At 67.0% G+C, this 23,411-nt stretch carries 24 protein-coding genes and 3 riboswitches; of the genes, 17 read left to right on the top strand and 7 right to left on the bottom strand.

Annotated elements, in window-relative coordinates; all coding sequences use genetic code 11:
- Positions 1 to 309: 309 nt before the first annotated feature.
- From bluB to cobU, 3 genes are read right to left on the bottom strand one after another with little or no spacing between them, the layout of a single operon-like run.
- Positions 310 to 942 carry a 5,6-dimethylbenzimidazole synthase gene (bluB, locus tag HYH08_RS10045; RefSeq protein WP_220009611.1) on the bottom strand — a complete coding sequence of 211 codons (633 nt, stop codon included), beginning with the start codon at positions 940 to 942 and terminating at the stop codon, positions 310 to 312.
- 5 nt (positions 943 to 947) lie between these two features.
- Positions 948 to 1,730 carry an adenosylcobinamide-GDP ribazoletransferase gene (gene cobS, locus HYH08_RS10040; RefSeq protein ID WP_220009610.1) on the bottom strand — a complete coding sequence of 261 codons (783 nt, stop codon included), beginning with the start codon at positions 1,728 to 1,730 and terminating at the stop codon, positions 948 to 950.
- A 6-nt stretch (positions 1,731 to 1,736) separates the two neighbouring features.
- Positions 1,737 to 2,243, bottom strand: a complete 507-nt coding sequence (gene cobU / locus HYH08_RS10035) for a bifunctional adenosylcobinamide kinase/adenosylcobinamide-phosphate guanylyltransferase (protein ID WP_220009609.1) — start codon at positions 2,241 to 2,243, stop codon at positions 1,737 to 1,739.
- A 122-nt stretch (positions 2,244 to 2,365) separates the two neighbouring features.
- Here cobU and cbiB point away from each other — a divergent pair, with 122 nt between their 5' ends.
- Both cbiB and cobD read left to right on the top strand, forming a co-directional pair.
- A complete protein-coding gene (gene cbiB, locus HYH08_RS10030) occupies positions 2,366 to 3,307 on the top strand; it encodes an adenosylcobinamide-phosphate synthase CbiB (RefSeq protein ID WP_228747709.1) in 942 nt (313 codons plus the stop codon).
- 11 nt (positions 3,308 to 3,318) lie between these two features.
- The gene (cobD, locus tag HYH08_RS10025; RefSeq protein ID WP_220009608.1) at positions 3,319 to 4,284 is read left to right on the top strand and encodes a threonine-phosphate decarboxylase CobD; all 966 of its coding nucleotides are present in this window, start codon (positions 3,319 to 3,321) and stop codon (positions 4,282 to 4,284) included.
- Here the strand turns inward: cobD and HYH08_RS10020 are convergent.
- Together HYH08_RS10020 and cobO are read right to left on the bottom strand one after the other, a co-directional pair.
- Positions 4,273 to 5,721: a cobyric acid synthase gene (locus tag HYH08_RS10020; protein ID WP_220009607.1), complete on the bottom strand. Its 1,449-nt coding sequence runs from the start codon at positions 5,719 to 5,721 to the stop codon at positions 4,273 to 4,275. The two genes, cobD and HYH08_RS10020, sit on opposite strands and share 12 nt — an antisense overlap.
- Before the next feature lie 5 nt (positions 5,722 to 5,726).
- Entirely contained in the window at positions 5,727 to 6,362 is a 636-nt protein-coding gene (gene cobO / locus HYH08_RS10015; protein WP_220009606.1) for a cob(I)yrinic acid a,c-diamide adenosyltransferase, read from the bottom strand.
- 40 nt (positions 6,363 to 6,402) lie between these two features.
- Positions 6,403 to 6,623, top strand: a riboswitch (cobalamin riboswitch).
- 95 nt (positions 6,624 to 6,718) lie between these two features.
- On the opposite strand from cobO, the gene HYH08_RS10010 reads away from it, so the two are divergent.
- Genes HYH08_RS10010 through cobJ form a run of 7 tightly spaced genes read left to right on the top strand, consistent with a single transcriptional unit; the run spans position 6,719 to position 14,626 of the window.
- Positions 6,719 to 7,093, top strand: coding sequence for a DUF1636 family protein (locus tag HYH08_RS10010; protein ID WP_220009605.1), 375 nt, complete (start codon positions 6,719 to 6,721; stop codon positions 7,091 to 7,093).
- Positions 7,090 to 8,124 carry a cobalamin biosynthesis protein CobW gene (gene cobW / locus HYH08_RS10005; protein ID WP_220009604.1) on the top strand — a complete coding sequence of 345 codons (1,035 nt, stop codon included), beginning with the start codon at positions 7,090 to 7,092 and terminating at the stop codon, positions 8,122 to 8,124. The genes HYH08_RS10010 and cobW overlap by 4 nt, the downstream gene beginning before the upstream one ends.
- Entirely contained in the window at positions 8,124 to 11,372 is a 3,249-nt protein-coding gene (gene cobN / locus HYH08_RS10000) for a cobaltochelatase subunit CobN (RefSeq protein WP_220009603.1), read from the top strand. The genes cobW and cobN overlap by 1 nt, the downstream gene beginning before the upstream one ends.
- On the top strand, positions 11,369 to 12,532 hold the full coding sequence (gene cobG, locus HYH08_RS09995) for a precorrin-3B synthase (RefSeq protein WP_220009602.1): 1,164 nt from the start codon (positions 11,369 to 11,371) through the stop codon (positions 12,530 to 12,532). The genes cobN and cobG overlap by 4 nt, the downstream gene beginning before the upstream one ends.
- Positions 12,532 to 13,161 carry a precorrin-8X methylmutase gene (locus HYH08_RS09990; RefSeq protein WP_220009601.1) on the top strand — a complete coding sequence of 210 codons (630 nt, stop codon included), beginning with the start codon at positions 12,532 to 12,534 and terminating at the stop codon, positions 13,159 to 13,161. Before cobG ends, HYH08_RS09990 begins: the two co-directional genes overlap by 1 nt.
- Before the next feature lie 2 nt (positions 13,162 to 13,163).
- Positions 13,164 to 13,895, top strand: coding sequence for a precorrin-2 C(20)-methyltransferase (locus tag HYH08_RS09985; protein WP_220009600.1), 732 nt, complete (start codon positions 13,164 to 13,166; stop codon positions 13,893 to 13,895).
- On the top strand, positions 13,892 to 14,626 hold the full coding sequence (gene cobJ / locus HYH08_RS09980) for a precorrin-3B C(17)-methyltransferase (protein ID WP_220009599.1): 735 nt from the start codon (positions 13,892 to 13,894) through the stop codon (positions 14,624 to 14,626). The genes HYH08_RS09985 and cobJ overlap by 4 nt, the downstream gene beginning before the upstream one ends.
- Here the strand turns inward: cobJ and HYH08_RS09975 are convergent.
- The gene (locus HYH08_RS09975; protein ID WP_220009598.1) at positions 14,602 to 15,348 is read right to left on the bottom strand and encodes a cobalt-precorrin-6A reductase; all 747 of its coding nucleotides are present in this window, start codon (positions 15,346 to 15,348) and stop codon (positions 14,602 to 14,604) included. The genes cobJ and HYH08_RS09975 overlap by 25 nt on opposite strands.
- Here HYH08_RS09975 and cbiT point away from each other — a divergent pair.
- The 8 genes from cbiT to cobT all read left to right on the top strand — a co-directional run bounded on the left by cbiT (position 15,347) and on the right by cobT (position 22,540).
- Complete coding sequence (gene cbiT, locus HYH08_RS09970; protein WP_220009597.1) at positions 15,347 to 16,528, top strand: precorrin-6Y C5,15-methyltransferase (decarboxylating) subunit CbiT; 1,182 nt, start codon at positions 15,347 to 15,349, stop codon at positions 16,526 to 16,528. The two genes, HYH08_RS09975 and cbiT, sit on opposite strands and share 2 nt — an antisense overlap.
- Positions 16,525 to 16,893, top strand: a complete 369-nt coding sequence (locus tag HYH08_RS09965) for a cobalamin biosynthesis protein (RefSeq protein ID WP_220009596.1) — start codon at positions 16,525 to 16,527, stop codon at positions 16,891 to 16,893. The genes cbiT and HYH08_RS09965 overlap by 4 nt, the downstream gene beginning before the upstream one ends.
- Positions 16,890 to 17,672, top strand: coding sequence for a precorrin-4 C(11)-methyltransferase (gene cobM / locus HYH08_RS09960; protein ID WP_220009595.1), 783 nt, complete (start codon positions 16,890 to 16,892; stop codon positions 17,670 to 17,672). The genes HYH08_RS09965 and cobM overlap by 4 nt, the downstream gene beginning before the upstream one ends.
- The gene (locus HYH08_RS09955) at positions 17,672 to 18,982 is read left to right on the top strand and encodes a cobyrinic acid a,c-diamide synthase CobB (RefSeq protein ID WP_220009594.1); all 1,311 of its coding nucleotides are present in this window, start codon (positions 17,672 to 17,674) and stop codon (positions 18,980 to 18,982) included. Before cobM ends, HYH08_RS09955 begins: the two co-directional genes overlap by 1 nt.
- Entirely contained in the window at positions 18,979 to 19,710 is a 732-nt protein-coding gene (cobA, locus tag HYH08_RS09950) for a uroporphyrinogen-III C-methyltransferase (RefSeq protein WP_220009593.1), read from the top strand. Before HYH08_RS09955 ends, cobA begins: the two co-directional genes overlap by 4 nt.
- Before the next feature lie 44 nt (positions 19,711 to 19,754).
- Positions 19,755 to 19,974: riboswitch (cobalamin riboswitch) on the top strand.
- A gap of 37 nt (positions 19,975 to 20,011) precedes the next feature.
- The gene (locus tag HYH08_RS09945; RefSeq protein WP_220009592.1) at positions 20,012 to 20,689 is read left to right on the top strand and encodes an energy-coupling factor ABC transporter permease; all 678 of its coding nucleotides are present in this window, start codon (positions 20,012 to 20,014) and stop codon (positions 20,687 to 20,689) included.
- 38 nt (positions 20,690 to 20,727) lie between these two features.
- Entirely contained in the window at positions 20,728 to 21,477 is a 750-nt protein-coding gene (gene cobF, locus HYH08_RS09940) for a precorrin-6A synthase (deacetylating) (protein ID WP_220009591.1), read from the top strand.
- A 10-nt stretch (positions 21,478 to 21,487) separates the two neighbouring features.
- On the top strand, positions 21,488 to 22,540 hold the full coding sequence (gene cobT, locus HYH08_RS09935; protein WP_220009590.1) for a nicotinate-nucleotide--dimethylbenzimidazole phosphoribosyltransferase: 1,053 nt from the start codon (positions 21,488 to 21,490) through the stop codon (positions 22,538 to 22,540).
- On the opposite strand, the gene HYH08_RS09930 is transcribed toward cobT, so the two are convergent.
- Positions 22,533 to 23,105 (bottom strand): histidine phosphatase family protein, encoded by a 573-nt coding sequence (locus tag HYH08_RS09930; protein ID WP_220009589.1) that lies wholly within the window; start codon positions 23,103 to 23,105, stop codon positions 22,533 to 22,535. The two genes, cobT and HYH08_RS09930, sit on opposite strands and share 8 nt — an antisense overlap.
- 72 nt (positions 23,106 to 23,177) lie before the next feature.
- A riboswitch (cobalamin riboswitch) is annotated at positions 23,178 to 23,379 on the top strand.
- Positions 23,380 to 23,411: the final 32 nt, after the last annotated feature.

The following is a 23,411-nucleotide window of genomic DNA, read 5'->3' as shown; positions in this document are numbered from 1 at the left end:
ACTGATGAAAAACGACGCATATGAATGTGCATTCGCAGCATTCGGCAGTTCGATACCGTATTCCTACGCCGCTAAAGAGTCACTGTTTCGAACCTTGGTCATAATCTCACGGTCTTGACCGGGAAGGCCGTGCTGCAAGGCACCGTCGTCGAGTAAGCATCGCCCTCGCCATGTCATTGCGAGGAGCCCTTGCGACGACGCAATCCAGAGTCTTTCTGCAGGGGATTCTGGATTGCTTCGCTTCGCTCGCAATGACGGAGGAGAGATCAACGCCAGTTGTCCGACTGACGGGCTTGAGAGGCTGCCCGACTAACGCCGCAGCGTGAACTCGCCCGCATCGCGCCGGCGCTCCCACTTCGCCTGCTCCAGCTCCGGCTGGTCGCACTCGGCCTCCGGGTATCCGATGCAGAGATAGGCGATGAACTTCCAGCTGTCAGGCACCTCGAGAATGGCGTGCATCCGCGCAGGGTTCAGGATCGACACCCAGCCGAGGCCAATGCCTTCGGCGCGCGCGGCGAGCCACATCGCGGTGATCGCGGCGACCACCGAATATTCCGTCGTCTCCGGCATGGTGGCGCGGCCGAGCCCATGGCCGATGTCGCTGGCCTTGTCGGCGAACACGGCGAGGTGGCCGGGCGCCTGTTCGAGGCCCGACAGTTTGAGTGTCGCATAGCGCGCGGCGCGTTCGCCGGAGTAGCAATTCAGCGCATCGGCGTTGCACGCCTTGAAATCGTCGATCACCGCGACACGCCGCGCGGTGTCGTCGACGGTGACGAAGCGCCAGGGCTGGCTCAGGCCGACCGAAGGCGACAGGCAGGCGGTCTCGATCAGACGGTCGATCGCACCGTCCGGCAGCGGGGTGCTGCGGAAGCGGCGTACGTCGCGGCGCCACACGAACAGCTCGCGCAATTGCCGGCGGAAGGTGTCGTCGAACTCGACCATCGGGCTCAATGTCCCACCTGGAAGGCCGCGGCGACAAGCAGGATCAGGATCTCGCCGAGTTGCTCGAACGTGCCGAGAACGTCGCCGGTCTGTCCACCGATCCGGCGGATCGCCAGCCGCGCCAGCGTCAGGCCGGCGAGAGAGAGCAGGATCAGGCTAGCCAGCGCCTTGCCCGGCCCGAGCGTGAGTGCAAGTACCAGCGTACCGAGAGCGAAGGCGATGGCGACGCTGCGGCCCGGCGGCACGCCCGCGCTCGCCGAAAGACCATCCGGCCGCGCCGGCGGAACCAGCGACATGAAGGCGGGCACCCCCGCGCGAGCAGCCGTATGCGCGGCGCACAGCGCGAGCGTGACGGCGAAGGGACTGGCGATCGCCGCGAGCGCGCTCCAGCGCAGGCCGAACGAGAGGATCAGCGCGCAGACGCCGTATGTGCCGATCCGGCTGTCGCGCATGATCTCGAGCCTGCGCTCGCGCGTGCGGCCGCCGCCGAGACCGTCCGCGGTATCGGCAAGCCCGTCCTCGTGCAGCGCGCCGGTGATGAGGGCGGTCGTCGCCAGCGTGAGCAGGGCGGCCAAGTTCGGTGGCAATCCCAACCGGGTGGCAGCCTTGTAGACGAACGCGCCGGCGAGGCCGACCAGCAGTCCGGCGACGGGAAGCGCCCAGGTCGCACGCGCGACGGCGCCGTCGGCTGCGGGCTTGGACGAGGCCACAGGGAGGATCGTCACGAACGATGCCGCCATCCTGAGATCGGCGAGGATGTCCTTGAGAAACTCGGCGCGCGGAATCATTTCAGCCTATTTAAGTTTCATAGGCAGGCCGGCGACAATGAACTCGACCTCGTCGGCAACGGCCGCGATGAACTGATTCATGATGCCGGCAGCGTCCCGATAGCTGCGCGCCAGCGCGTTGTCGGGCACGATGCCGAGGCCGACCTCGTTGGTGACGAAAACGACGGGGCTCTTCTGGCCGCCCATGAAGGCTACGAGCTTCGTGACCTCGAACTCCCAGTCACGCCCCGCATGCATCATGTTGGAGAGCCACAAGGTCAGGCAGTCCACCAGCCTTGGGCCGCCACCATCGGTGTCGATCAGCGCCTGCAGGAGATTGAGTGGGACCTCCCGCTCGATCCAGTCGACGGCCTTGCGCTTCCTACGATGCTTTGCGATGCGAATCTCCATTTCGGTGTCGAGCGCCTCGGCCGTCGCGATGTAGATGGGCTGGCCCGGAAAGCCGAGTGCGCGCTTTTCCGCGTGGGCGCTCTTGCCCGACCGGGCTCCGCCCGTGATCAAGATGATGGCCATAAAAGGTCTCCCGTGGGCCTGACTAATCACCAAACGCGGCCAAAGACAAAGCCGAAATCAGCCAGGCAGGGGCTTGCGCTCGCCCCTTGCTTTGCGCAACAGGGGCGGGACAGGAGACGGATTTGGGCTTTGCGGGCGCGATGGTGGTGGCGATGGCGGTGGATGCCCTCCTGGGCTGGCCGTCATGGCTGTTCGCGCGGATCGGCCATCCCGTGACCTGGCTGGGCCGGCTGATCGGTGCCATCGATGCCGTCTGGAATCGCCGATCCGATCCGCCGGCGCTTCGCCGTGCTGCCGGCGTCGGCGGTGCACTGCTCGTGATCGTGATGTCGGTTGTGATCGGCTGGGTGCTTCAATCGCTGCTTCCGTCGGGCTGGGTGCAGATCGTGCTGATGGGTGTGCTGGCTTGGCCGTTAGTCGCGCTGCGTTCGCTGCATGACCATGTCGCGGCGGTCGCCAATCCGCTGCGGGCCGGCGACATTGCTGGCGCACGCGCCGCGGTCTCGCGCATCGTCGGCCGCGATCCGGCTGCACTCGATGAGGCCGGCATCGCGCGTGCGGCGATCGAAAGCCTCGCTGAAAACGCCTCCGACGGCATCGTCGCGCCGGTGTTCTGGGGCGCGCTGTTCGGGTTGCCCGGCATCTTGGGTTACAAGGCGATCAACACGCTGGATTCCATGATCGGCCATCGCAGCGAGCGGTACGACGCGTTCGGCTGGGCGGCGGCGCGCATCGACGATGTCGCCAACTTTATTCCCGCGCGCCTGACCGGTTTTCTCTTCGTACTGCTGGCGCCGCGGCGATCCGAGGCGCTGTCGTGCATGACGCGCGATGCGCGCCGTCACCGTTCGCCTAATGCCGGCTGGCCGGAAGCGGCGATGGCTGGTGCGCTCGGCGTGCGGCTCAGCGGCCCTCGCATCTATCACGGCAGAGCGACCGACGAGCCCTGGCTCAACGAAGGCGCGCGCGATCCGCTTGCCGCCGATATCGGTGAGGGACTGACGGTCTACCGCCGCGCGATGCTGCTGCTGGCAGGCATGCTTGCGATCCTGGCCTTCGCGTGAAAGAACGGGGCATGCGCGAGCACGGTGGAAATCTCGATCTGGCCCAGCGGCGTTTTGGCGGACGCGCTGAGGACTGGATTGATCTGTCGACCGGGATTAACCGGCGTTCCTATCCCGTGGGTGAAGTGGGCGCGCGTGCCTGGACCGCGCTGCCATCGCGGGCCGAGATCGAGTCCTTGCATCAGGCGGCGCGGCACGCCTACCGCACGAGCGCGCCAGTCGCTGCGCTCGGCGGTGCGCAAGCCGCGATCCAACTGTTGCCGCAACTTGCCCCGCGAGGGCGCGCGCGCATCCTTGCACCGACCTACAATGAATATGCGGGCGTCCTGTCGGCCGCGGGCTGGGATGTTGATGAGGTCCGCGAACTCGACGCGCTCGCCGGTGCGGATCTCGCCATTGTCGTCAATCCCAACAATCCCGATGGCCGGTGTCTTGCGCCAAACGACTTGCTCGCCCTGCTGCCGCGAGTCGGCCGTCTCGTCATTGACGAGAGTTTTGCCGATCCGGTTCCACAGCTATCTCTCGCGCCGGAGGCGGATCGTCCGGGACTGCTGATCCTGCGCTCGTTCGGAAAGTTTTACGGGCTTGCCGGCCTGCGGTTAGGCTTTGCGCTCGGCCATGCGGCTGACATCGCGAAGCTTGCGTCGGTTTCGGGACCATGGCCGGTCTCGGGCGCGGCCATTGCCATCGGCTGCCGCGCTTTGCGCGACGACGCCTGGGCCGAGGCCACATCCGCGCGCCTTGCGCGCGACTGTGGACGTCTCGACGAGATGGTGCATGCGCAGGGGTGGCGGCTCGTCGGCGGTGCATCGCTGTTTCGGCTCTATGAAACGCCTGACGCGCTGGCCGCGCAGGACAAGCTCGCGCGCAGCCACATCTGGTCGCGCGCGTTCGCGCAAAAGCCGACATGGCTGCGCCTTGGGCTTCCGGGCAGCGAAGCCGAGTGGACGCGCGTTGCCGACGTTCTAGCGCGCTAGGGCGAGCATGCCGTCGACGTCGAGATGCTTTTCGATGTGATCGGCGAGTGCGTCGAGCGCACTCTCGACCCGCGCGTGATATGGCTCGTTGCCGGCGGGAATGTCGAGCCTTGCCAAAAACGCCCTGCGGAAATCATCCGACGTGAACAGGCCGTGCAGATAACTGCCTTGCACGCTGTTGTTGCCAGAGATCGCGCCTTCCGGCTCGCCGTTCAGCATTGCGAACGGACGCGCGCGATCAGGCCCGTCGGTGTGGCCGATATGGATTTCGTACGCCTCGATCGGCTGCTTCGTCGCCGCATGCACTGCCGCCACACGCGTCAGCGTCTTCTGCGGGCTCATCACGGTTTCCACATCCAGCAGTCCGAGCCCCGGTGTGTCGCCCGCGGGGCCTTCGATGCCTTCAGGATCGGCGACGCTACGCCCGAGCATCTGGTAGCCGCCGCAGAGGCCGAGCACATGGCCGCCGCGTCGATGGTGCGCGAGCAGGTCGATGTCCCAGCCCTGCGCGCGCAGGAAAGCGAGATCGCCTCGCGTCGATTTCGAGCCGGGGATGATAACGAGGCGGACGTCGCCGGGAATCGCTTCGCCCGGACGCACCATCACGAGATCGACACCCGGCTCGAGTTTCAGCGGATCGAGATCGTCGAAATTGGCGATCCGCGATAGCGCAAGGCAGGCGATCTTGCATTGGCCCGGCTTGCGTGCATCGCTCAGGCCCAGCGCATCCTCGGCCGGCAGCTCGCCAGCGCGCGCAAACCAGGGTAGCACGCCGAGGCCGCGCCACGCGGTCTTTTGCTCAATTAGTCTGTAGCCGTCGTCGAACAGCGTGGGATCGCCACGGAACTTGTTGATGACAAAACCCTGGATCATCGCGGCATCGTCGGGATCGATCACCGTCTTGATGCCGACCAGCTGTGCGATGACGCCGCCGCGGTCGATGTCGCCGACCAGCACGACCGGCACGTCGGCCTTGCGGGCAAAGCCCATATTGGCGATGTCCGCCTTGCGCAAGTTGACCTCGGCCGGACTGCCGGCGCCTTCGACCAGCACCAGATCGGCGCGCGCCTTCAGCCGCTCAAAGCTCTCCAGCACGGCGCCCATCAATGACGGCTTCATGGCGGCGTATTCGCGCGCGCGGGCGGTTGCGATGCGCTTGCCGTGAACAACGACCTGCGCGCCGACATCGGTCTCGGGCTTGAGCAGCACCGGGTTCATATCGGTGTGCGGCTCGACGCCGGCCGCGAGGGCCTGCAAGGCCTGGGCGCGTCCAATCTCGCCGCCATCGACGGTGACGGCCGCATTGTTCGACATGTTCTGCGGCTTGAAGGGGAGCACGCGCAGGCCCCGCCGCGTGAAGGCGCGCGCAAGGCCGGTAACGATGAGCGATTTGCCCACGTCCGAGCCGGCTCCCTGGATCATCAGCGCGCGTGCCATCGATGTCAGAACTCGACGCCGGCCTGCGCCTTGATGCCGGAACGGAACGGATGCTTCACCAGCGTCATCTCGGTGACGAGATCGGCGATCTCGATCAACTCGTCCTTGGCGTTGCGGCCGGTGAGGACGACATGCGTCATTGGCGGCTTCGATGTCGTCAGGAAGTCGACGACCTCGGCGATGTCGAGATAGTCGTAGCGCAGGGCGATGTTGATCTCGTCGAGCACCACCATGCGAAGCCTCTCATCGAGGATCAGCTCCTTGGCCTTCTCCCAGCCGGCGCGCGCGGCGGAGATGTCGCGGGCGCGGTCCTGGGTCTCCCAGGTGAAGCCTTCGCCCATGGCGTGGAACTGGCAGAGCTCGCCGAAATGGCCGGTGAGCAGGCGCCGCTCGCCGGTGTCCCAGGCGCCCTTGATGAACTGCACGACCGCGCAGGGGAAGCCGTGGGCGACGCAGCGGACGATCATGCCGAAGGCCGAGGACGACTTGCCCTTGCCGGCGCCGGTGTGGACGATGACGAGGCCTTTTTCGCCGCTCTTGGTCGCCATGATCTTGTCGCGGGCGGCCTTCTTCTTCGCCATTTTGTGGGCGTGCCGGGCGTCGGTGTCCTCGGCTGTTTGGGGTTCCGGTTCAGGTGCCATCGGTCCCGGTCCTTCGGCTTGACAAGAGGCGGCCGGGGGCAAATGGTGGCCCGGCGTTGGTTCCTGTCCTATGACAGGCGAAGAGGGAATGCGATAGGGTCCGAATCGGTAAGATTAGGGTCCAAACTGCAGCCGCCCCCGCGACCGTGACCGGAGAGATGCCCGAAGCCACTGATCCCTGAGGGGATCGGGAAGGCGAGGATCGAAGGGCCAAAACCCTGCTCCGCAAGCCGGGAGACCTGCCAGCGCGGACGAGTTTTGGACCGGCGGACGGGGTGTTCCGCGACGGGGAAACGGCCTCTCAAGTCAGGGTCCGTGCGCCTCTTCGCCTCCCGCTGTTTAATCTGGAAGAGGCGATGACCGTCACACTTCACGTCTGCATCACCTGCCGCGCCGGCGAGACGCCCGGCGAGGGCGAAGCGACGCCCGGCAAGCGGCTGCATGGCGCGATCCTCGAGGCCGGTGTGCCCGAGGGCGTCAATGTGGTTCCCGTCGAATGCCTCTCTGCATGCAGCCAAGGCTGCTCGGTCGCGCTCAGCGCGCCCGGCCGCTGGTCCTATGTCTATGGCCGCCTCTCGGACGCGAACGCCCAAGACGTCATCGCGGGCGCCGCAGCCTATGCGGCGGCACCCGACGGGCTCGTGCCCTGGCGTAGCCGTCCCGAAATCTTCCGCAAGCAGTCGCTTGCCCGTATTCCCCCAATTGTCGTGCTGCCGGAGGCCGCTGAATGAACTCGCTCGCAAAAGTCCCGGTTACGGTGGTCACCGGCTTTCTCGGTTCCGGCAAGACGACGCTGATCCAGCATCTGCTGAGCAATCCGAATGGCAAGAAGCTCGCCGTGCTCGTCAACGAGTTCGGCAGCGAGGGCGTCGACGGCGAGATCCTGAAATCCTGTGCGGATGCAAACTGTCCGGAAGAGAACATCGTCGAGCTCGCCAATGGCTGCATCTGCTGCACCGTGGCCGACGATTTCATTCCGACCATGGAGCAATTGCTGGCGCGCCCGGTGCGGCCGGATCACATCCTGATCGAGACCTCGGGCCTGGCTTTGCCGAAGCCGCTGCTGAAGGCGTTCGACTGGCCGGAGATTCGCTCGCGCATCACCGTCGATGGCGTGATCGCGCTCGCCGACGCCGAGGCTGTCGCCGCCGGTCGTTTTGCGCCGGACCCGATTGCTGTCGAAGCGCAGCGCGCGGCGGACCAGAATCTCGATCACGAGACGCCACTGTCGGAAGTGTTCGAGGACCAGATCGCCTGCGCGGATATCGTGCTGCTGACCAAGGCCGATCTTGCAGGCACGGCTGGGGTGGAAGCGGCCAAAGCCGCGATCACCGCCGAGATGCCGCGCCGCGTGCCGATGCTGCCCGTCACGGACGGTGCGATCGACGCGCGCGTCATCCTCGGCCTCGGCGCCGCCGCCGAGAACGATCTCGCCGCGCGGCCCTCGCATCATGATGGCGAGGAGGAGCACGAGCATGATGATTTCAATTCCTTCGTGATCGATCTCCCTGAAGTGACCGATGTCGATGCGCTGGTCGCATCGGTGCAGAAGCTGGCGCGCGAGCAGAACGTGCTGCGTGCCAAGGGCTACATCGCAGTCGCGGGCAAGCCGATGCGGCTGCTGCTTCAGGCCGTCGGCGAGCGCGTGCGCCACCAGTTCGACAAGCCCTGGGGTGCGGGCAGCCGGCAATCAAAGCTCGTGGTGATCGGCGAGCACGGCGATATTGATGAAGCCGCGATCAAGGCGGGATTGGGAGTCTGATGCACGTCGTCTTCCGCGAGAGCCGCGGTCTCGAGGAGACCGCGACGCCAAGAGACATCGGCCAGGACCCGGCCGATCTCGTGGTGCTCTCGTACTCGGATTCCGACCTTGCCGCCTTCGCAGCCGGCTGGCGGCGCGGGCGCAACAGCCTGCCGTCGTTGCGGCTCGCCAATCTTGCGGAGCTGCGTCATCCGCTGTCGGTCGACACCTATATCGAGCGCACGCTCTCGCAGGCGCGCGGCATTCTGGTGCGGTTGATCGGCGGTGAATCCTACTGGCCCTATGGCCTCGCGACACTTCAGCAGCTCGCCAAGGATCGCAACATCGTGCTGGCTGTGTTGCCGGCCGACGGCCGCGATGATACGCGGCTCGATGCGTACTCGACCTTGCCAGTCTCGACGTTGCGCCGGCTAAAGGTGCTTTGCGATACGGGCGGTCCGGTTGCGGCCCAGGCTGCGATCGCGCAGCTCGCGCTCGCCTCCGGTCTTTATGCCGGGCCAGTCATCGGTGAGATGACCGTGCCCGAGATGGGCTTTTATGATCCTGCGCGCGGCGTTGTCGCGGCGCCGCAGGCCTGCGAGGGGAAACCGCGCGCACTCGTGACGTTCTATCGCTCCTATCTCACCGCCGCGGACACCGGGCCGGTCGATGCCCTGATCGCCGCACTACGCGAGGAGGGTTTTGATGCCTGTGGCGCGTTCGTCACCTCGCTGAAGGCTCCAGGCGTCGCTGATTGGCTGCGGGAGCAGCTTGCCAAAAGTCCTCCGGCCGCGATCGTAAATGCGACGGCGTTCTCGGCGATAGGCGACGACGGCACCACGCCATTCGATGCCGCATCGTGCCCGGTATTGCAGGTCGCGCTCTCGACCGCGCGCCGCGAAGATTGGGCGGAGTCGCTGCGCGGCCTGTCGCCGGGCGACCTGGCGATGCATGTGGTGCTGCCCGAGGTCGACGGCCGCGTGTTCACCGGCGTCGTGAGCTTCAAGTCGGCCGCGGAGCGCGATCCCGATCTGCAGTTCTCGCATCTCGCGCATCGGCCCGATAAGGATCGCGTGAGAGCTGTTGCTGCGCGCTTCGCGGCATGGCGGCGTCTCGCGGAGAAGCCGGCTGCCGAGAAGCGGCTGGCGGTCGTGCTCTCGAATTATCCCGGCCGCCCGCACCAGATCGCGCACGCGGTCGGTCTCGATGCGCTGGCGTCGGTCGAGAGCCTGGTGTCCGATCTGGGGGAAGCCGGCTTCGATGTCGCGCCGGTGCACGCGCTCGGCGGGACGCTGCTCAAGCGGCGATTGACCTGGAGCGTTGCAGAGTACCGCGCGGCTCTCTCACGCCTTCCGCAAGTGCTCCAGGATGAGCTCGCGCAAGCCTGGGGCCTGCCGGAGAACGATCCGAGCTGCCGCGATGGTGTGTTCCATTTCGCTGCGATCCAATCCGGCCGATCGATCATCGCGGTGCAGCCCGAGCGCGGCGACGCGTCCACGCGCGATGCCGATTATCACGATCTCACCCGCACGCCGCGCCATGCCTATGTCGCGTTCTATCTCTGGCTTCGCGAGCACGGCATCGACGCTGTCGTGCACATGGGCGCGCATGGCACGCTGGAGTGGCTGCCCGGAAAATCCGTGGCGCTGTCGTCAGCCTGCTGGCCGGAAGCGCTGATCGGTGATCTTCCCGTCATCTATCCCTTCATCGTCAACGATCCCGGCGAGGCCGCGCAGGCCAAGCGGCGTATTAGCGCCGTCACCATCGGCCATCTGCCGCCGCCGCTGGAGACATCCACGGTTCCGGAAGGATTGCGCCGCCTCGAATGCCTGCTCGACGAATATTCGACGGCCGACGGTCTTGATCCCGCACGCCGCCAGCGCCTGATCGCCGCGATCCGCGACGAGGCACGCGCCGCCGGCCTCGAAGACGATCTCGGCCTCGATGCCTCCGCCGCACCCGCCGAAGCCATCCCGCGCATCGACCGCTTCGTCTGCGACCTCAAGGAGAGCCAGTTCGGCGACGGCCTGCACGTGTTCGGCCGCGGCGACTGTGGTGATGCCGAGCGCGACGCGTTGCGGGCTGCGCTTGAGGGCCGAGGCGTCGCGCCGGGCCCATCCGGTTCGCCCTATCGCGGGCGCCAGGACGTGCTGCCGACCGGCCGCAATCTCTTCACCGTCGATCCGCGCGCGGTGCCGACGCCGTCGGCGCATGCGCACGGGATCAAACTCGCCGAAGAGCTGCTGCGCCGTCATTTGCAGGATCATGGCGACTGGCCGAAGGGCCTCGTCGTCGATCTCTGGGGCTCGGCGACGATGCGCACCGCCGGCGAGGAATTTGCGATGGCGCTGCATCTGGCCGGTCTTGCGCCGCGCTGGGATTACGCGTCCGGCCGCGTCATAGGCTACGACATCATCGCGCCGGCAGAGCTCGGTCGTCCCCGCATCGACGTCACGCTGCGCGTATCCGGCCTGTTCCGCGATGTCTTCTCCGGCCTTGCGCAGTTGTTCGAAGCCGCCTCCAAGGCGCTCGCGGGTCGCGCGGAGGAGGGCGAGGAAAATCCCTATCGCCATCGCACATCCCGCGTGTTCGCGCCGCGCCCCGGACAATACGGCGTCGGCCTCTCGGCGATTCCCGATGCCTTCACGCCCGCGACGCGCGATGCTGCCGGCGAAGCCTGGCTGTCGGCCTCGTCCTGGGCTTTCTCCGCCGATGGTGAGATCAAGCCGGATCGCGCCGGTCTCGAACAGCGGCTCGCGTCTGCTGATGCTTTCGTGCATATCCAGGATTTGCCGGAAACCGATCTGCTGCTCGCCGCCGATTATGCTGCGCATGAAGCCGGCGTTGCGGCCGCCGCCGCGCATCTCGGCGGAACAGCGCCATCGCTCTATCATCTGGACGCAACGCGCCCCGACGAGCCGCATGCGCGCACGTTGACGGAAGAGATTTCGCGTGTCGTCCGTGCCCGTGCCGCCAATCCGGCCTGGATCGGCGGCATGATGCGCCACGGTTTTCGTGGCGCGGCCGAGATCACCGCGACGCTCGAGCACATGGCGGCGTTCGCGCATCTGGCCGGGGCCGTGCCGCCGCATCTGTTCGACCTCTACTATGATGCGACGCTCGGCAATGATGATATCCGCGCCTTCATGGCCCGCGAAAATCCGGCCGCGCTCGCCGCGATGGAGGTTTGCTTCACACGCCTGCACGAGGCCTCGCTCTGGCTCACGCGCCGCAATTCGATCGCAGCCGCGCTGCGGGAGGCGTCATGAGCGCATCGGTAGTCAAGGGCTGGTGCCCCGGCGCGCTGCGGCCGATGCAATCGGGCGACGGGCTCGTAGTTCGCGTGCGCCCGTTCGGCGGGCGGCTCGACGCGGCACAGATCTCGGGACTGGCGCACCTCGCGGAGCGCCATGGCAATGGCCTGATCGACGTGACCAGCCGCGCCAATCTCCAGATCAGGGGCGTTAGCGAGACCAGCCACCGCTTGCTGCTCGACGGCCTTTCGCAGTTGGCGTTGCTTGATCCCGATGCCGAGACCGAATCCCGGCGCAACATCCTCGTCACGCCGTTCTGGCGTGACGGCGACGAGACTCAGGCTCTGGCCGCCGAGCTTGAAGAGGCGCTCGAAACGTGCACGCTGGCGCTTCCGACGAAGTTCGGCTTTGCGATCGATGACGGCACGTCGCGCGTGCTGGCCGGCGATTCCGCGGATGTGCGGATCGAGCGCGATCGCGCCGGCGGACTGCTGGTGCGGGCCGATGGCGCGAAGTTCGGTCGTCCAGTCGCGCGCGGCGAGGTGACGGCAACAGCACTCGCGCTTGCCGATTGGTTTGCGAGCTCCGGAGGCGCGAAGGGCGGGCGAGGGCGCATGGCAGCCTATCTTGCTGCCGGCGCAATCTTGCCCGAGGCGCTGCGCGGCGAAGCCGAGCCGGCGCCGATCATGGCTTCGTCGCGCCCCGGCCTTTATCCGCAGGGAGCGATGGTCGGTGTCGCCTTCGGGCAGATGCCGCATGCCATGCTCAACCAGTTCGCCGGCTGCGGACATGCACTGCGCCTGACGCCGTGGCGCATGGTGTTGAGCGAGGGCAAACGGACGATGCCGTCCGCGCCCGGCTTGATCACCGAGGCTTACGATCCGGCGCTGCGCGTCATCGCCTGTAGCGGCGCGCCGCGTTGCCGTGAGGCCCATGCCGATACACGCGGGCTGGCGGCGGCGCTGGCGCCGAACATCGGCGGGGCCGCGCGGCTGCACGTCTCGGGCTGCGCCAAGGGCTGCGCCCATTCCGGCGCGGCCGCGATCACGCTGGTTGCGACGGCTAAGGGATTCGATCTCGTGCGCGGCGGATCGACCCGCGATGCGCCGATCCTGCGTAGCCTCAGTCGCGACGACATCGTCGAAAATCCCTCCATTCTGATGGGAGGGCACTGATGCCGCATACTTACGAAACCGACGGCGCGGCGATCTACCGGCAGTCCTTCGCAACCATCCGCGCCGAAGCCGATCTTGCCCGCTTCACGCCCGATGAGGAGCAAATTGTGGTGCGGATGATCCATGCCGCCGGCATGGTCGGCCTGGAAGCGCATATCCGTTTCACACCAGGCATGGCGATCGCTGCGCGCGCGGCGTTGCAGAAGGGCGCGCCGATCCTGTGCGACGCCCGCATGGTCTCGGAAGGAATTACGCGCGCGAGATTGCCCGCGGCCAATGCGGTGATTTGCACGCTCGGTGATGAGGCCGTTCCTGCGCTGGCGCAGTCCATGCGCAACACGCGCTCGGCCGCCGCGCTGGAGTTGTGGCGTCCGCATCTCGATGGCGCGATCGTCGCAATAGGCAACGCGCCGACCGCGCTGTTTCATCTGCTCAACATGCTGGAGGATCGTGATTGCCCGCGGCCCGCGGCGATCATCGGCTGTCCCGTCGGCTTTGTCGGCGCTGCCGAGTCCAAGGCCGCGCTGATGGCCAATCCGCCTGTGCCGGCACTGACGGTCGAAGGCCGCCTTGGCGGCTCAGCCATCACCGTAGCCGCGGTGAACGCGCTGGCGAGCCGGAGCGAATAGCGATGGGACGCATCATCTGCTGCGGTCTCGGCCCCGGCAACCCCGATATGATGAGCGTGCGCGCCGACCGCACCGTGCGCGGCGCCAAGCACGTCGCTTATTTTCGCAAGAAGGGCCGGCCTGGCCAGGCGCGCCGCATTGTTGAAGGCATGCTGCCCGCCGACGTGACCGAATACCCGATGGAATATCCGGTCACCACGGAGATCGCCTTCGACAGCGCGGAATATGTGCAACTGCTCGCCGGCTTCTACGACGAATGGGCCGAGCGCCTGGCACGGCTGTCGCGCGCCGTCGACGTCGTCGTGCTCTGCGAAGGCGATCCCTATTTCTACGGCTCCTTCATGCATCTGCACGCGCGCCTGCAGGGCCGCGTCGAGATCGAGGTGATCGCCGGCATACCCGGCATGGTCGGCTGCTGGAACGGCGTCGGCCAGCCGATTGCGCTCGGCGACGACGTGACGACGGTCCTGATGGGGACGCTGGCCGAGCCCGAGCTCGAACGCCACATGCGCGATTCCGATGCGCTGGTCATCATGAAGACTGGCCGCAACCTCGCAAAAGTGCGCCGCGCCCTTGCCGCCGCGGGTCGGCTGGACGATGCCTGGCTGGTCGAGCGCGGCACCATGCCCGGCGAGCGTGTGGTGCGGCTCGCGGAGGTCGATGCCGCCGATTGTCCTTACTTCGCAATCGTGCTCGTGCACGGCAAGGGCCGGCATCTGGACGCTGCCGAATGACGGGCTCGCTGACGATTGTGGGCCTTGGCCCCGGCAGCGAGGCAATGGTGACGCCCGAGGTCTCGGCCGCGCTCGCGTCCGCGACCGACATTCTGGGTTACGCGCCCTATGTCGCGCGCGTGCCGCCGCGAGCAGGGCTCACGCTGCATCCGTCGGACAACCGCGAAGAGCTCGCGCGAGCGAGCGAGGCTTTGCGGCTCGCGGCCGATGGCGGGCAGGTCGTCGTCGTTTCTTCCGGCGATCCCGGCGTCTTTGCCATGGCCTCGGCCGTGTTCGAGGCGCTCGAACAGGCGCCGCAATGGCAGGCACTTCCGATCCGCGTGCTGCCGGGCATCACCGCGATGCTCGCAGCCAGCGCGCGCGCAGGCGCGCCGCTCGGTCATGATTTCTGTGCGATCAACCTTTCCGACAATCTCAAGCCATGGGCGGTAATCGAGAAGCGCTTGCGGCTTGCCGCTGAAGCGGATTTTTCGATCGCGATGTATAATCCGCGTTCGGCAAGCCGGCCGGAAGGCTTTGGCCGCGCGCTAGCAACGTTGAAGGAGGCCGGCTGCGGCGATCGCCTCTTGATATTTGCACGCGCGGTCAGCACGGCCGAGGAGAAGATCGAGACCGTCACGTTGAACGAGGCGACGTCCGAGATGGCGGACATGCGGACGCTGGTCATCGTCGGCAATTCGCAGACCCGCCGCGTCGGCCGCTGGGTCTATGCACCAAGGCGCGCCGAGTGACCCAGCCATTGCATCACCTCGGCAACGCTCTCGACCCGCTTGCGTTCGGGCAATGCCGGTCGCGAGATCATGATCACAGGCAGACCGAGCATCCGCGCGGCGTCGATCTTGGCGCGCGCACCGTCGCCGCCGGAATTGCGCGCGACGATCCATCCGATGCCGCGCACGCGCAGCATCTCGAGCTCGCCGTCGAGCGTGAACGGCCCGCGCGAGACAATGACGTCAGCGGCGAAAGGCAGCGGTGCTTGCGGTGGGTCGACGAAACGCAGCGTATAGGCGTGCTGCGGCTTGCTCGCGAACGGCGCGATGTGCTGGCGGCCGATGGCAAGGAACACATCTGCCGGCGCCGCGGGCAGTACGGCGACCGCGGCACTGACGTCGGCGACCTCAATCCATTTGTCGCCGGCGGCTTTCGTCCAGGGCGCGCGCTCCAGCGCAATCAACAGCGTCCCGGTTTCGGCGCAAGCCTCGATCGCATTCCGGCTCATCTCGGCCGCGAAGGGATGCGTCGCGTCGATCACATGCGTGATGCCTTCGCTGCGGATATAGTCCGCAAGCCCGCTCACGCCGCCAAAGCCGCCGATGCGGGTCGGCAGCGGTTGGTCAGCAGGCGCGCGGGTGCGGCCGCCATAGGAATACACGGCGTCGACGCCGGCGCGCGCGATGTCCGCCGCGAGCAGGCTCGCATCGGCAGTTCCGCCCAGAATGAGCGCGCGTGTCATGTCTGATCCCTGGCTGACCATCATCGGTATCGGCGAGGATGGCCTTGCGGGGCTGTCCGAGGCAAGTCGAAAGGCGCTTGCCAGGGCGGAAACAGTCTTCGGCGGCGAGCGCCATCTCGCGCTTGCCGACGTGGGCAGTCGCGGTCGTCCGTGGCCGGTGCCTTTCAATGCAGAGATCGTGCTGAGCTGTCGGGGCAGGCCGACCGCTGTGCTCGCCTCCGGCGATCCGTTCTGGCACGGCGCAGGTGCGAGCCTGGCGGAGAAGCTGGAGCCTGGCGAATGGATCGCGCATTCGGCCCCGTCGACCTTCTCGCTCGCCGCAGCGCGGCTCGGCTGGCGCCTCGAAAGCGTAATCTGCCTTGGCTTGCACGCAACGCCATTCGAACGTCTTGTGCCGTATCTGGCGAATGGTGCGCGAATCGTTTGCCTTGTGCGTGATGGGAAGGCAGCGGGGGATCTCGCGAAATGGCTGTGCGAGCGTGGTTGGGGCGCTTCGGCTTTCTGGACGTTGGCTGCGCTTGCCGGCCCGCACGAAAGCGTCGCCGAGCATCGCGCTGACAGCTTTGCGGGTGATCTCGCTGGGAACCTGATCGCGGTCGCCGTCGAGGTGAAGGGCGAGCACGGCATTCCCCGAAGCTGCGGCCTCTCGGACGATCTCTTCGCTCACGACGGCCAGATCACCAAGCGGCCGGTGCGCGCGCTCGCGTTGTCGGCGCTGGCGCCGTGTCCGGGTGAACGCTTGTGGGATATCGGCGCCGGTTCGGGTTCGATATCGGTCGAATGGGCGCTGTGTGGCGGGACGGCAACCGCGATCGAGGCGCGCGAGGACCGCGTCGCGAACATCCGCAGCAATGCCGCTGCATTCGGACTATCGCATCGGATCAGCGTCATCGCGGGCACCGCGCCCGAGGCTCTCGTGGCGCTGGACGCGCCTGATGCGGTCTTCATCGGCGGCGGACTCGATAGCGCGATGTTTGATGCGATCTGGTCGCGGCTCGCGCCGGGCGCGCGGCTCGTCGCACATTCAGTCACGCTGGAGACGGAAGCACTGCTCGGCGAATTGCACCGGCGCCATGGCGGCGAACTGATGCGGGTTGAAATTGCGCAGGCCGCGCCGCTCGGTCGCTACCGCTCCTGGGAGGCGGCGCGGCCGGTGGTGCAATGGAGTGCGGTCCGATGAAGGTCGCCGGGCTCGGATTCAAGACGGATGTCACGCTGGCGTCGCTGCGCGAGGCGCTGCTCGCGGCCGGGGGGCCTGAAGGACTTGCAGCGGTGGCGACCGTCAGCGACAAGGCCGATGCCGAAGCGCTGAGACAGCTCGCGCACGAATGCGGCGTGCCGATCAAGGCTATTCCGGCCGATGTGCTCTCTAGCATCGACACGCCGACGCAGTCGAAGCTCGTCATGGAAAAATTCGCGACGGGATCGGTCGCCGAGGCCGCAGCGCTCGCGGCGGCCGGTCCTCGCGCGCGCCTGATTGCGGTGCGTGCGGTCTCGCAGGATCGTACCGCGACCGCGGCGATCGCGGAAGGAGACGGCGGATGACGGTGCACTTTATCGGCGCAGGGCCGGGCGCGCCTGATTTGCTCACGTTGCGCGGCCGCGATCTGATTGCGGCCTGTCCGGTCTGCCTCTATGCCGGTTCGCTGGTGCCGGAGGGCGTGCTGGCGCATTGCCCGCCCGGTGCACGGATCGTCAACACCGCGCCGCTGTCGCTCGACGAGATCATCGCGGAGATGTCTGCCGCGCATGCTGTGGGCAAGGACGTGGCGCGGCTGCATTCCGGCGATCTCTCGATCTGGTCGGCGATGGGCGAGCAGCTTCGCCGTCTGCGCGCGCTCGGGATTCCCTATTCGGTTACGCCGGGCGTTCCCTCGTTCTCGGCTGCCGCGGCGGTGCTGGAAGCTGAGCTGACGTTGCCCGGTCTTGCCCAGACAGTTGTGCTGACGCGCACGCCCGGCCGGGCCAGCGCGATGCCCGAAGGCGAAAAGCTCGCCGCGTTTGCCGCGACCGGCGCGGTGCTCGCGATCCATCTGTCCATCCATCTGCTCGACAAGGTCGTTGCCGAGCTGACGCCGCATTATGGCGCGGACTGCCCGGTCGCGATCGTCTGGCGCGCAAGCTGGCCCGACCAACGCATTGTCCGGGCGACGCTGGCAACACTCGATGCAGCCTTCGGCAGCGAGATGGAGCGCACCGCGCTGATCCTGGTTGGCAAGACGCTCGGCCCTGCGGATTTCGACGAGAGCCGTCTCTACGCTGCCGATTACGACCGCCGCTATCGCCCCGTCGGCGCCGAGCCGCGCTTTCCCGAGGCGTCGTGATGGCGGCGGGCCTCGTCATCTCCGCACCGGCCTCCGGGGTCGGCAAGACCACGCTGACGCTGGCGCTCGCGCGCGCCTGGCGCCAGCGCGGACTGAACGTCCAGTGTTTCAAGAGCGGTCCGGACTATATCGATCCTGCCTTTCACGCCGCCGCGACGGGACGCGCCTCCGTCAACGTCGATAGCTGGGCAATGGACCGTGGGACCATCGCGCATCTCGTCAGCCGCGGCACTGATGCCGATATCGTGCTCGCGGAGGGCTCGATGGGCCTGTTCGATGGCGTCGCCGCGCGCGGCGTCTCCGGCACCGGCGCCACCGCCGACATTGCGGAAATGCTGGGCTGGCCGGTGGTGCTCGTGATCGATCCCTCCGGACAGGCGCAGACGGCAGCTGCGATCGCCGCAGGCCTGCGCGACTACCGCCACGGCGTGCGTCTTGCCGGCGTTGTGCTCAACCGCGTCGCCAGCCCGCGCCACCAAGAACTCGTGCGGCGCGCGTTGAACGATGCCGGCATCGTCGTGTTCGGCGCGCTGCCGCGCCATGCCGAGATCAGCCTGCCGAAGCGGCATCTTGGCCTGGTGCAGGCCGAGGAGCAGGCGGAGATCGGAAAACTGATCGACGAGGCCGCGCGCTTCGTCATCGAGCATGTCGATCTCGATGCGGTGCTGCGCTCGGCCGCCCGCTGGTCGCCGCAACCTGCCGCGAACGGGCTGAACGTGACGCCGCCCGGGCAACGCATTGCGCTGGCCCGCGATGCAGCCTTCTCCTTCGTCTATCCGCACATGCTGGAAGCCTGGCGCGCAGCCGGCGCGGAGATCTCGACATTCTCGCCGCTAGCCGATGAGGGTCCTGATACGAGCGCCGATGTGTGCTGGCTTCCCGGCGGCTATCCCGAGCTTCATGCCGGCAGGATCGCGGCCAATGCGCATTTTCGCAACGGCCTGCGTGCCTTTGCCGAGACCCGGCCCGTGCACGGCGAATGCGGTGGGTATATGGTGCTGGGCAATGCTTTGACCGATGCCGAAGGTGCCCGGCATGAGATGACGGGTCTGCTCGGCCTGGAGACGAGCTTTGCAAAACGCCGCATGCATCTCGGTTATCGTCTCGCCGCGCTCGCTGCCGCGATGCCGGGGTTTCAGGCGGGCGCACGCCTGCGCGGCCACGAATTCCACTATTCGACGATCCTCACCCAGCCCGATACGCCGCTCGCGGTCGTGCATGACGCAAGCGGTGCGGTCATCGCCGAAACCGGCTCGCGCCGGGGCCGCGTCACGGGGACGTTCTTCCATCTGATTGCGGAGGACCGGTGAGCGGTTTTGTGTCCTTCATCTCCGCCGGCCCCGGCGATCCCGAGCTTCTCACGCTCAAGGGCGCGGCGCGGCTGCGCGAGGCCGACGTCGTGCTCTATGACGATCTTGCGTCAGGCGCGATCCTCGATCTGGCCCGTCCCGGCGCCAATCTCGTTGCAGTGGGCAAGCGGGCCGGGCGGCCCTCGACCAAGCAGCACCATGTCAATCGCCTGCTGGTCGACTACGCCGCGACCGGCGTCCGCGTCGTGCGGTTGAAATCGGGCGATGCCGGTATCTTCGGCCGGCTCGAGGAGGAGCTGGAGACGGTGCGCGAAGCCGGCATCGGCTACGAGATCATTCCGGGCGTCACCTCGGCCTGCGTCGCCGCCGCCCAGGCCGGCATTCCCTTGACCCGGCGTCACACCTCGCGCCGGGTGCAGTTCGTGACTGGCGCCGACGTCACCGGCGAATTGCCGCCGAACCTGAATTGGGCGGCGCTGGCCGACGCCGAGGCGACGACCGTGGTCTACATGGGCCGGCGCACCTTTCCGGCGCTTGCCGCAAAATTGACCGAGCACGGCCTCGCGCCAAGCACGCCGGCGCTCTATGCCGAATCCCTTGGGCGGGCGGATGAGCGGCTGATCCGCACCACGATTGCCGAGCTCGCCGAGCAGCTTGCGCGTGGCGGCGCGGCCTCGACTGCCGCCGTGATTCTGTTCGGGGCGTTGGCGGGAGATTATCCGTCATGATCGCAGCGGCCGCCGTTCGGCCCTTGCGCCCGGCTGGCGAAAGAGGCACACAGGAGGGGCATGGTGCTCGACGCGGCGCAAAGCGCCGGAGCATAATCGGGAATGGGGATGGGCGGACCCAGTTGCGGCGCCCAAAACCCCAGCCGCCCCCGCGACTGTAAGCGGTGAGGGGCTCCGATCAGCCACTGGGCCGCAAGGTCCGGGAAGGCCGGAGAACCCCAGTGAACCGCGAGCCAGGAGACCGGCCGTGCATGTTTTGAGACCAACGCCGTCGGGTGTGACGGCAGGAAGGAACTGAACCATGCATATCGAACCCGGAATCGTCACGGGCGCCAAGCTTGTCTTGAGTTACGCAACCGGCATCGCCGCAGGCGGTGTTGCCTTGAAGCTCGCGGTCGAGACCGTGCGCGAGCAGGGCATCGGCTCGCTCGCCCTGCGCACGCTCGCGACCACCGCAATCGTCTTCACCTTCTTCGAGATCCTGCCGCACTTCCCGGTCGGCGTCTCCGAGGTGCACTTCATCCTCGGCTCGACCCTGTTCCTGCTGTTCGGCGCGGCGCCCGCGGCTCTCGGCCTGGCATTTGGCCTGCTGCTCCAGGGCGTGTTCTTCGAGCCTGCCGACATCCCGCAATATGGTATGAACGTCACCACGCTGCTGGTGCCGCTGTTCGCCATCCAGGCGATCGCGGCGAGGATCATTTCGCGCGACACCGCCTATGTCGATTTGAAGTATCGCCAGGCGCTGGCGCTGTCGACGACCTACCAAGCTGGCGTGATTGCCTGGGTGGCGTTCTGGGCGCTTTATGGCTCCGGCTTTGCGATGAGCAACCTCGCCAACATCGCGTCCTTCGCTGCGGCCTACGCGCTGGTCATCGTGATCGAGCCATTGGCCGATCTCGCGGTGCTGGCACTGGCGAAGTCGCTGCGCGGCGTCACCGCGCCCGGCCTCGTCACGCCGCGCCTGCACAACGCGGCTTGAGAGACCAGGGGCGGCCGCGCTGGCCGCCCCCACGCTCAATGCTCACGCTCTCCCTGATAGGCATCGGTTGCGGCGATCCTGCGCAGCTCACGCGCGCTGCGATTGCGGCGATCAACGCGGCCGATCTCGTCTTGATCCCGCGCAAGGGCAGCGCGAAATCCGATCTCGCCGATCTCAGGCGGATGATCTGCGCGGATGTGCTCGAGAGCGACAGGACGCGCATCGCCGAGTTCGATCTTCCTGTCCGTGATGCCGGCGAAGCTGACTACCACAAGGGCGTGGACGACTGGCACGATGCGGTCGCTGCGACCTGGTCGCAGACGATTGCAAATCATTTGGGCCGTGACGGCAAGGTCGCGCTGCTGATCTGGGGTGATCCCTCGCTCTATGACTCCTCGCTACGCATCGCGCGGCGGCTCGATCCCTTGCCGAAGATTGAAGTCATCCCCGGCATCACCTCGATCCAGGCGCTGTGCGCGGCGCATGCGCTGCCGCTCAATGACATCGGCGCGCCCTTTCTCGTCACGACCGGCCGTCGCTTGCGCGAAGGCGGCTGGCCGCAAGGTGTCGACACCGTCGTGGTGATGCTCGACGGCGGCACCGCGTTCCGATCGCTTGATCCTGCTGGCCTTCACATCTGGTGGGGCGCCTATCTCGGCATGCCCGATCAGGTCATCTTGTCCGGCGCGCTCACGGAGGTGGGCCGGCGCATCGTCGCGCTGCGGCAAGAGGCGCGCGAGCGGCATGGCTGGATCATGGACAGTTACATTCTCAAGCGCAGGCCGTAAGCGAGGCAGCATGCTCCCCGAATGGGTCACCGAAAAATGCCCCGAAGTTTCTGCCGTCCATCGCGAGGCGGCGATCGCGCGTCAGGCGCAGCTGACGAAGCCGACGGGAGCGCTTGGCCGGCTTGAGCAGCTCGCGATCGAACTCGCCGGCCTGCAGGCAACCGGGCAGCCGCGCGCGGCGTGCGTGCCGATCATCGTCTTCGCCGGCGACCACGGCATCGTCGCGCAGGAGGTCTCGGCCTATCCGCAAGCGGTGACCATCGCGATGATGGCGAACTTTGCCTCCGGCGGCGCCGCGATCTCCGTGCTGGCGCGCGAGCTCGGCTCCAGCCTTGAGGTCGTCGATGCCGGCACGCTGGCGCAGGAGGCGATGCCGGGCATCGTCACCGACAAGCCGCGCAACGGGACGCGTGACTTCAGTGTCGAGGCGGCGCTCACGCCGACGGAACTGGCGGCCGCTTTCGAGGCCGGCCAGCGCGCGGTCGCGCGTGCGGAGGCGGGCAGGCCCGATCTCCTGATCTTCGGCGAGATGGGCATCGGCAACACCACGACGTCAGCAGCGATCGCAGCGAGCCTGCTCGGCATCAGCGCCGAGGAGATCACAGGAAGCGGCACCGGCATGGATGCGGCGGGCCGCGCGCACAAGGCGCGCGTGATCGATGCCGCAATCGCCCGTCACGGCATTGCCGGTGCTTCGGCCGAAAAGATCCTGTGCGTCGTCGGCGGGCTGGAGATCGCGGCGATCTGCGGCGCGATCATCGCTGCGGCGCAGCGCCGCATTCCGGTGTTGATCGATGGTTTCATTGTCTCGGTCGCGGCACTGGCGGCCGTGCGTCTCAATCCGTCGTGCCAGCCATTCCTGCTGCCGTCGCACCAATCGGCAGAGCAGGGGCACCGGCTGGTGCTGCGCGCGCTGAACGTGCAGCCGCTGATCAGCCTCGATCTCAGGCTCGGCGAAGGATCGGGTGCGGCGATCGCGCTGCCGCTGGTGCGGCTCGCGTGCAGCCTCCACAACGACATGGCGACGTTTGCGCAGGCGAACGTGCCTGACAGACCTAGCTGATCCGCTGATTGACGCAGACGACGCGCCAGCCGGTGGCGAGCCGGTCGATCCGGGTCAGCGACAGCGGATCGATCACAAAGCGCAAAGCCGCTTGTGGCGTGAGGTCCAGCGCAACGCAGAGCACTGCGCGGATCGTGCCGGAATGCACCACGAGCGTCGATGCGCCCGCATCGATCTGCGAGAGCCCCCGCCGGACGCGCGCGACCTGATCCTCGAAGCTTTCACCGCCCGGTGGCTTTCCGCGCGCCGGATCGTTCCAGAACTGCGCGTAGGGATCGCCGCCGGTTGCTGCGAGCTGGTCATGCCTGCGGCCGGTCCAGTCGCCAAATTCCTGCTCGCTGAACTCGGGCACCAGTTTGGGGGCGAGTCCCAGCGCCCGCGCGGTCTCGACCGTGCGCCGTGCCGGGCTCGCATAGCTCGCGGCATCCTGCGGCAGACGCTGCCGCAGCGCGTCCAGCTGTGTGCGATCGCCGAGATCGGCCGGTGCATCGGCGGCGTGGATCGTTCCTTTGACCCCGTCGACGGGCGCGTGCCGTACCAGCCAGAGGAAGGTCTCGCCTTCCATGCTTGTCTCCAAGGAAGTTGGTCGCTGTGGCAATAACGCCGCAGCTTGCACATTGACTCTGTCTTGATCGTAATCCTAGATGGCTTCGACGGTTTCCCCGAGAGGGGATGAAAAGGGAATGCGGTGCGGGGAAATTGTCCCCAATGCCGTGGCTGCCCCCGCAACTGTAAGCGGTGAATCTTGTATCACGAGCCACTGGGTATCTCGGTCCCGGGAAGGCGATGCAAGGTAACGACCCGCGAGCCAGGAGACCTGCCGTCAGCCGTGATCACACGCGAAGATGTCGGTCGGGGAGTACAGACATTC

It is taken from the genome of Bradyrhizobium sp. BR 10289 (genome assembly GCF_019455385.1).
In the GTDB taxonomy this organism is placed as follows: domain Bacteria; phylum Pseudomonadota; class Alphaproteobacteria; order Rhizobiales; family Xanthobacteraceae; genus Bradyrhizobium.
The sequence above is the reverse complement of the archived record's forward strand: the minus strand, read 5'-3'. Positions and strand labels throughout refer to the sequence as shown.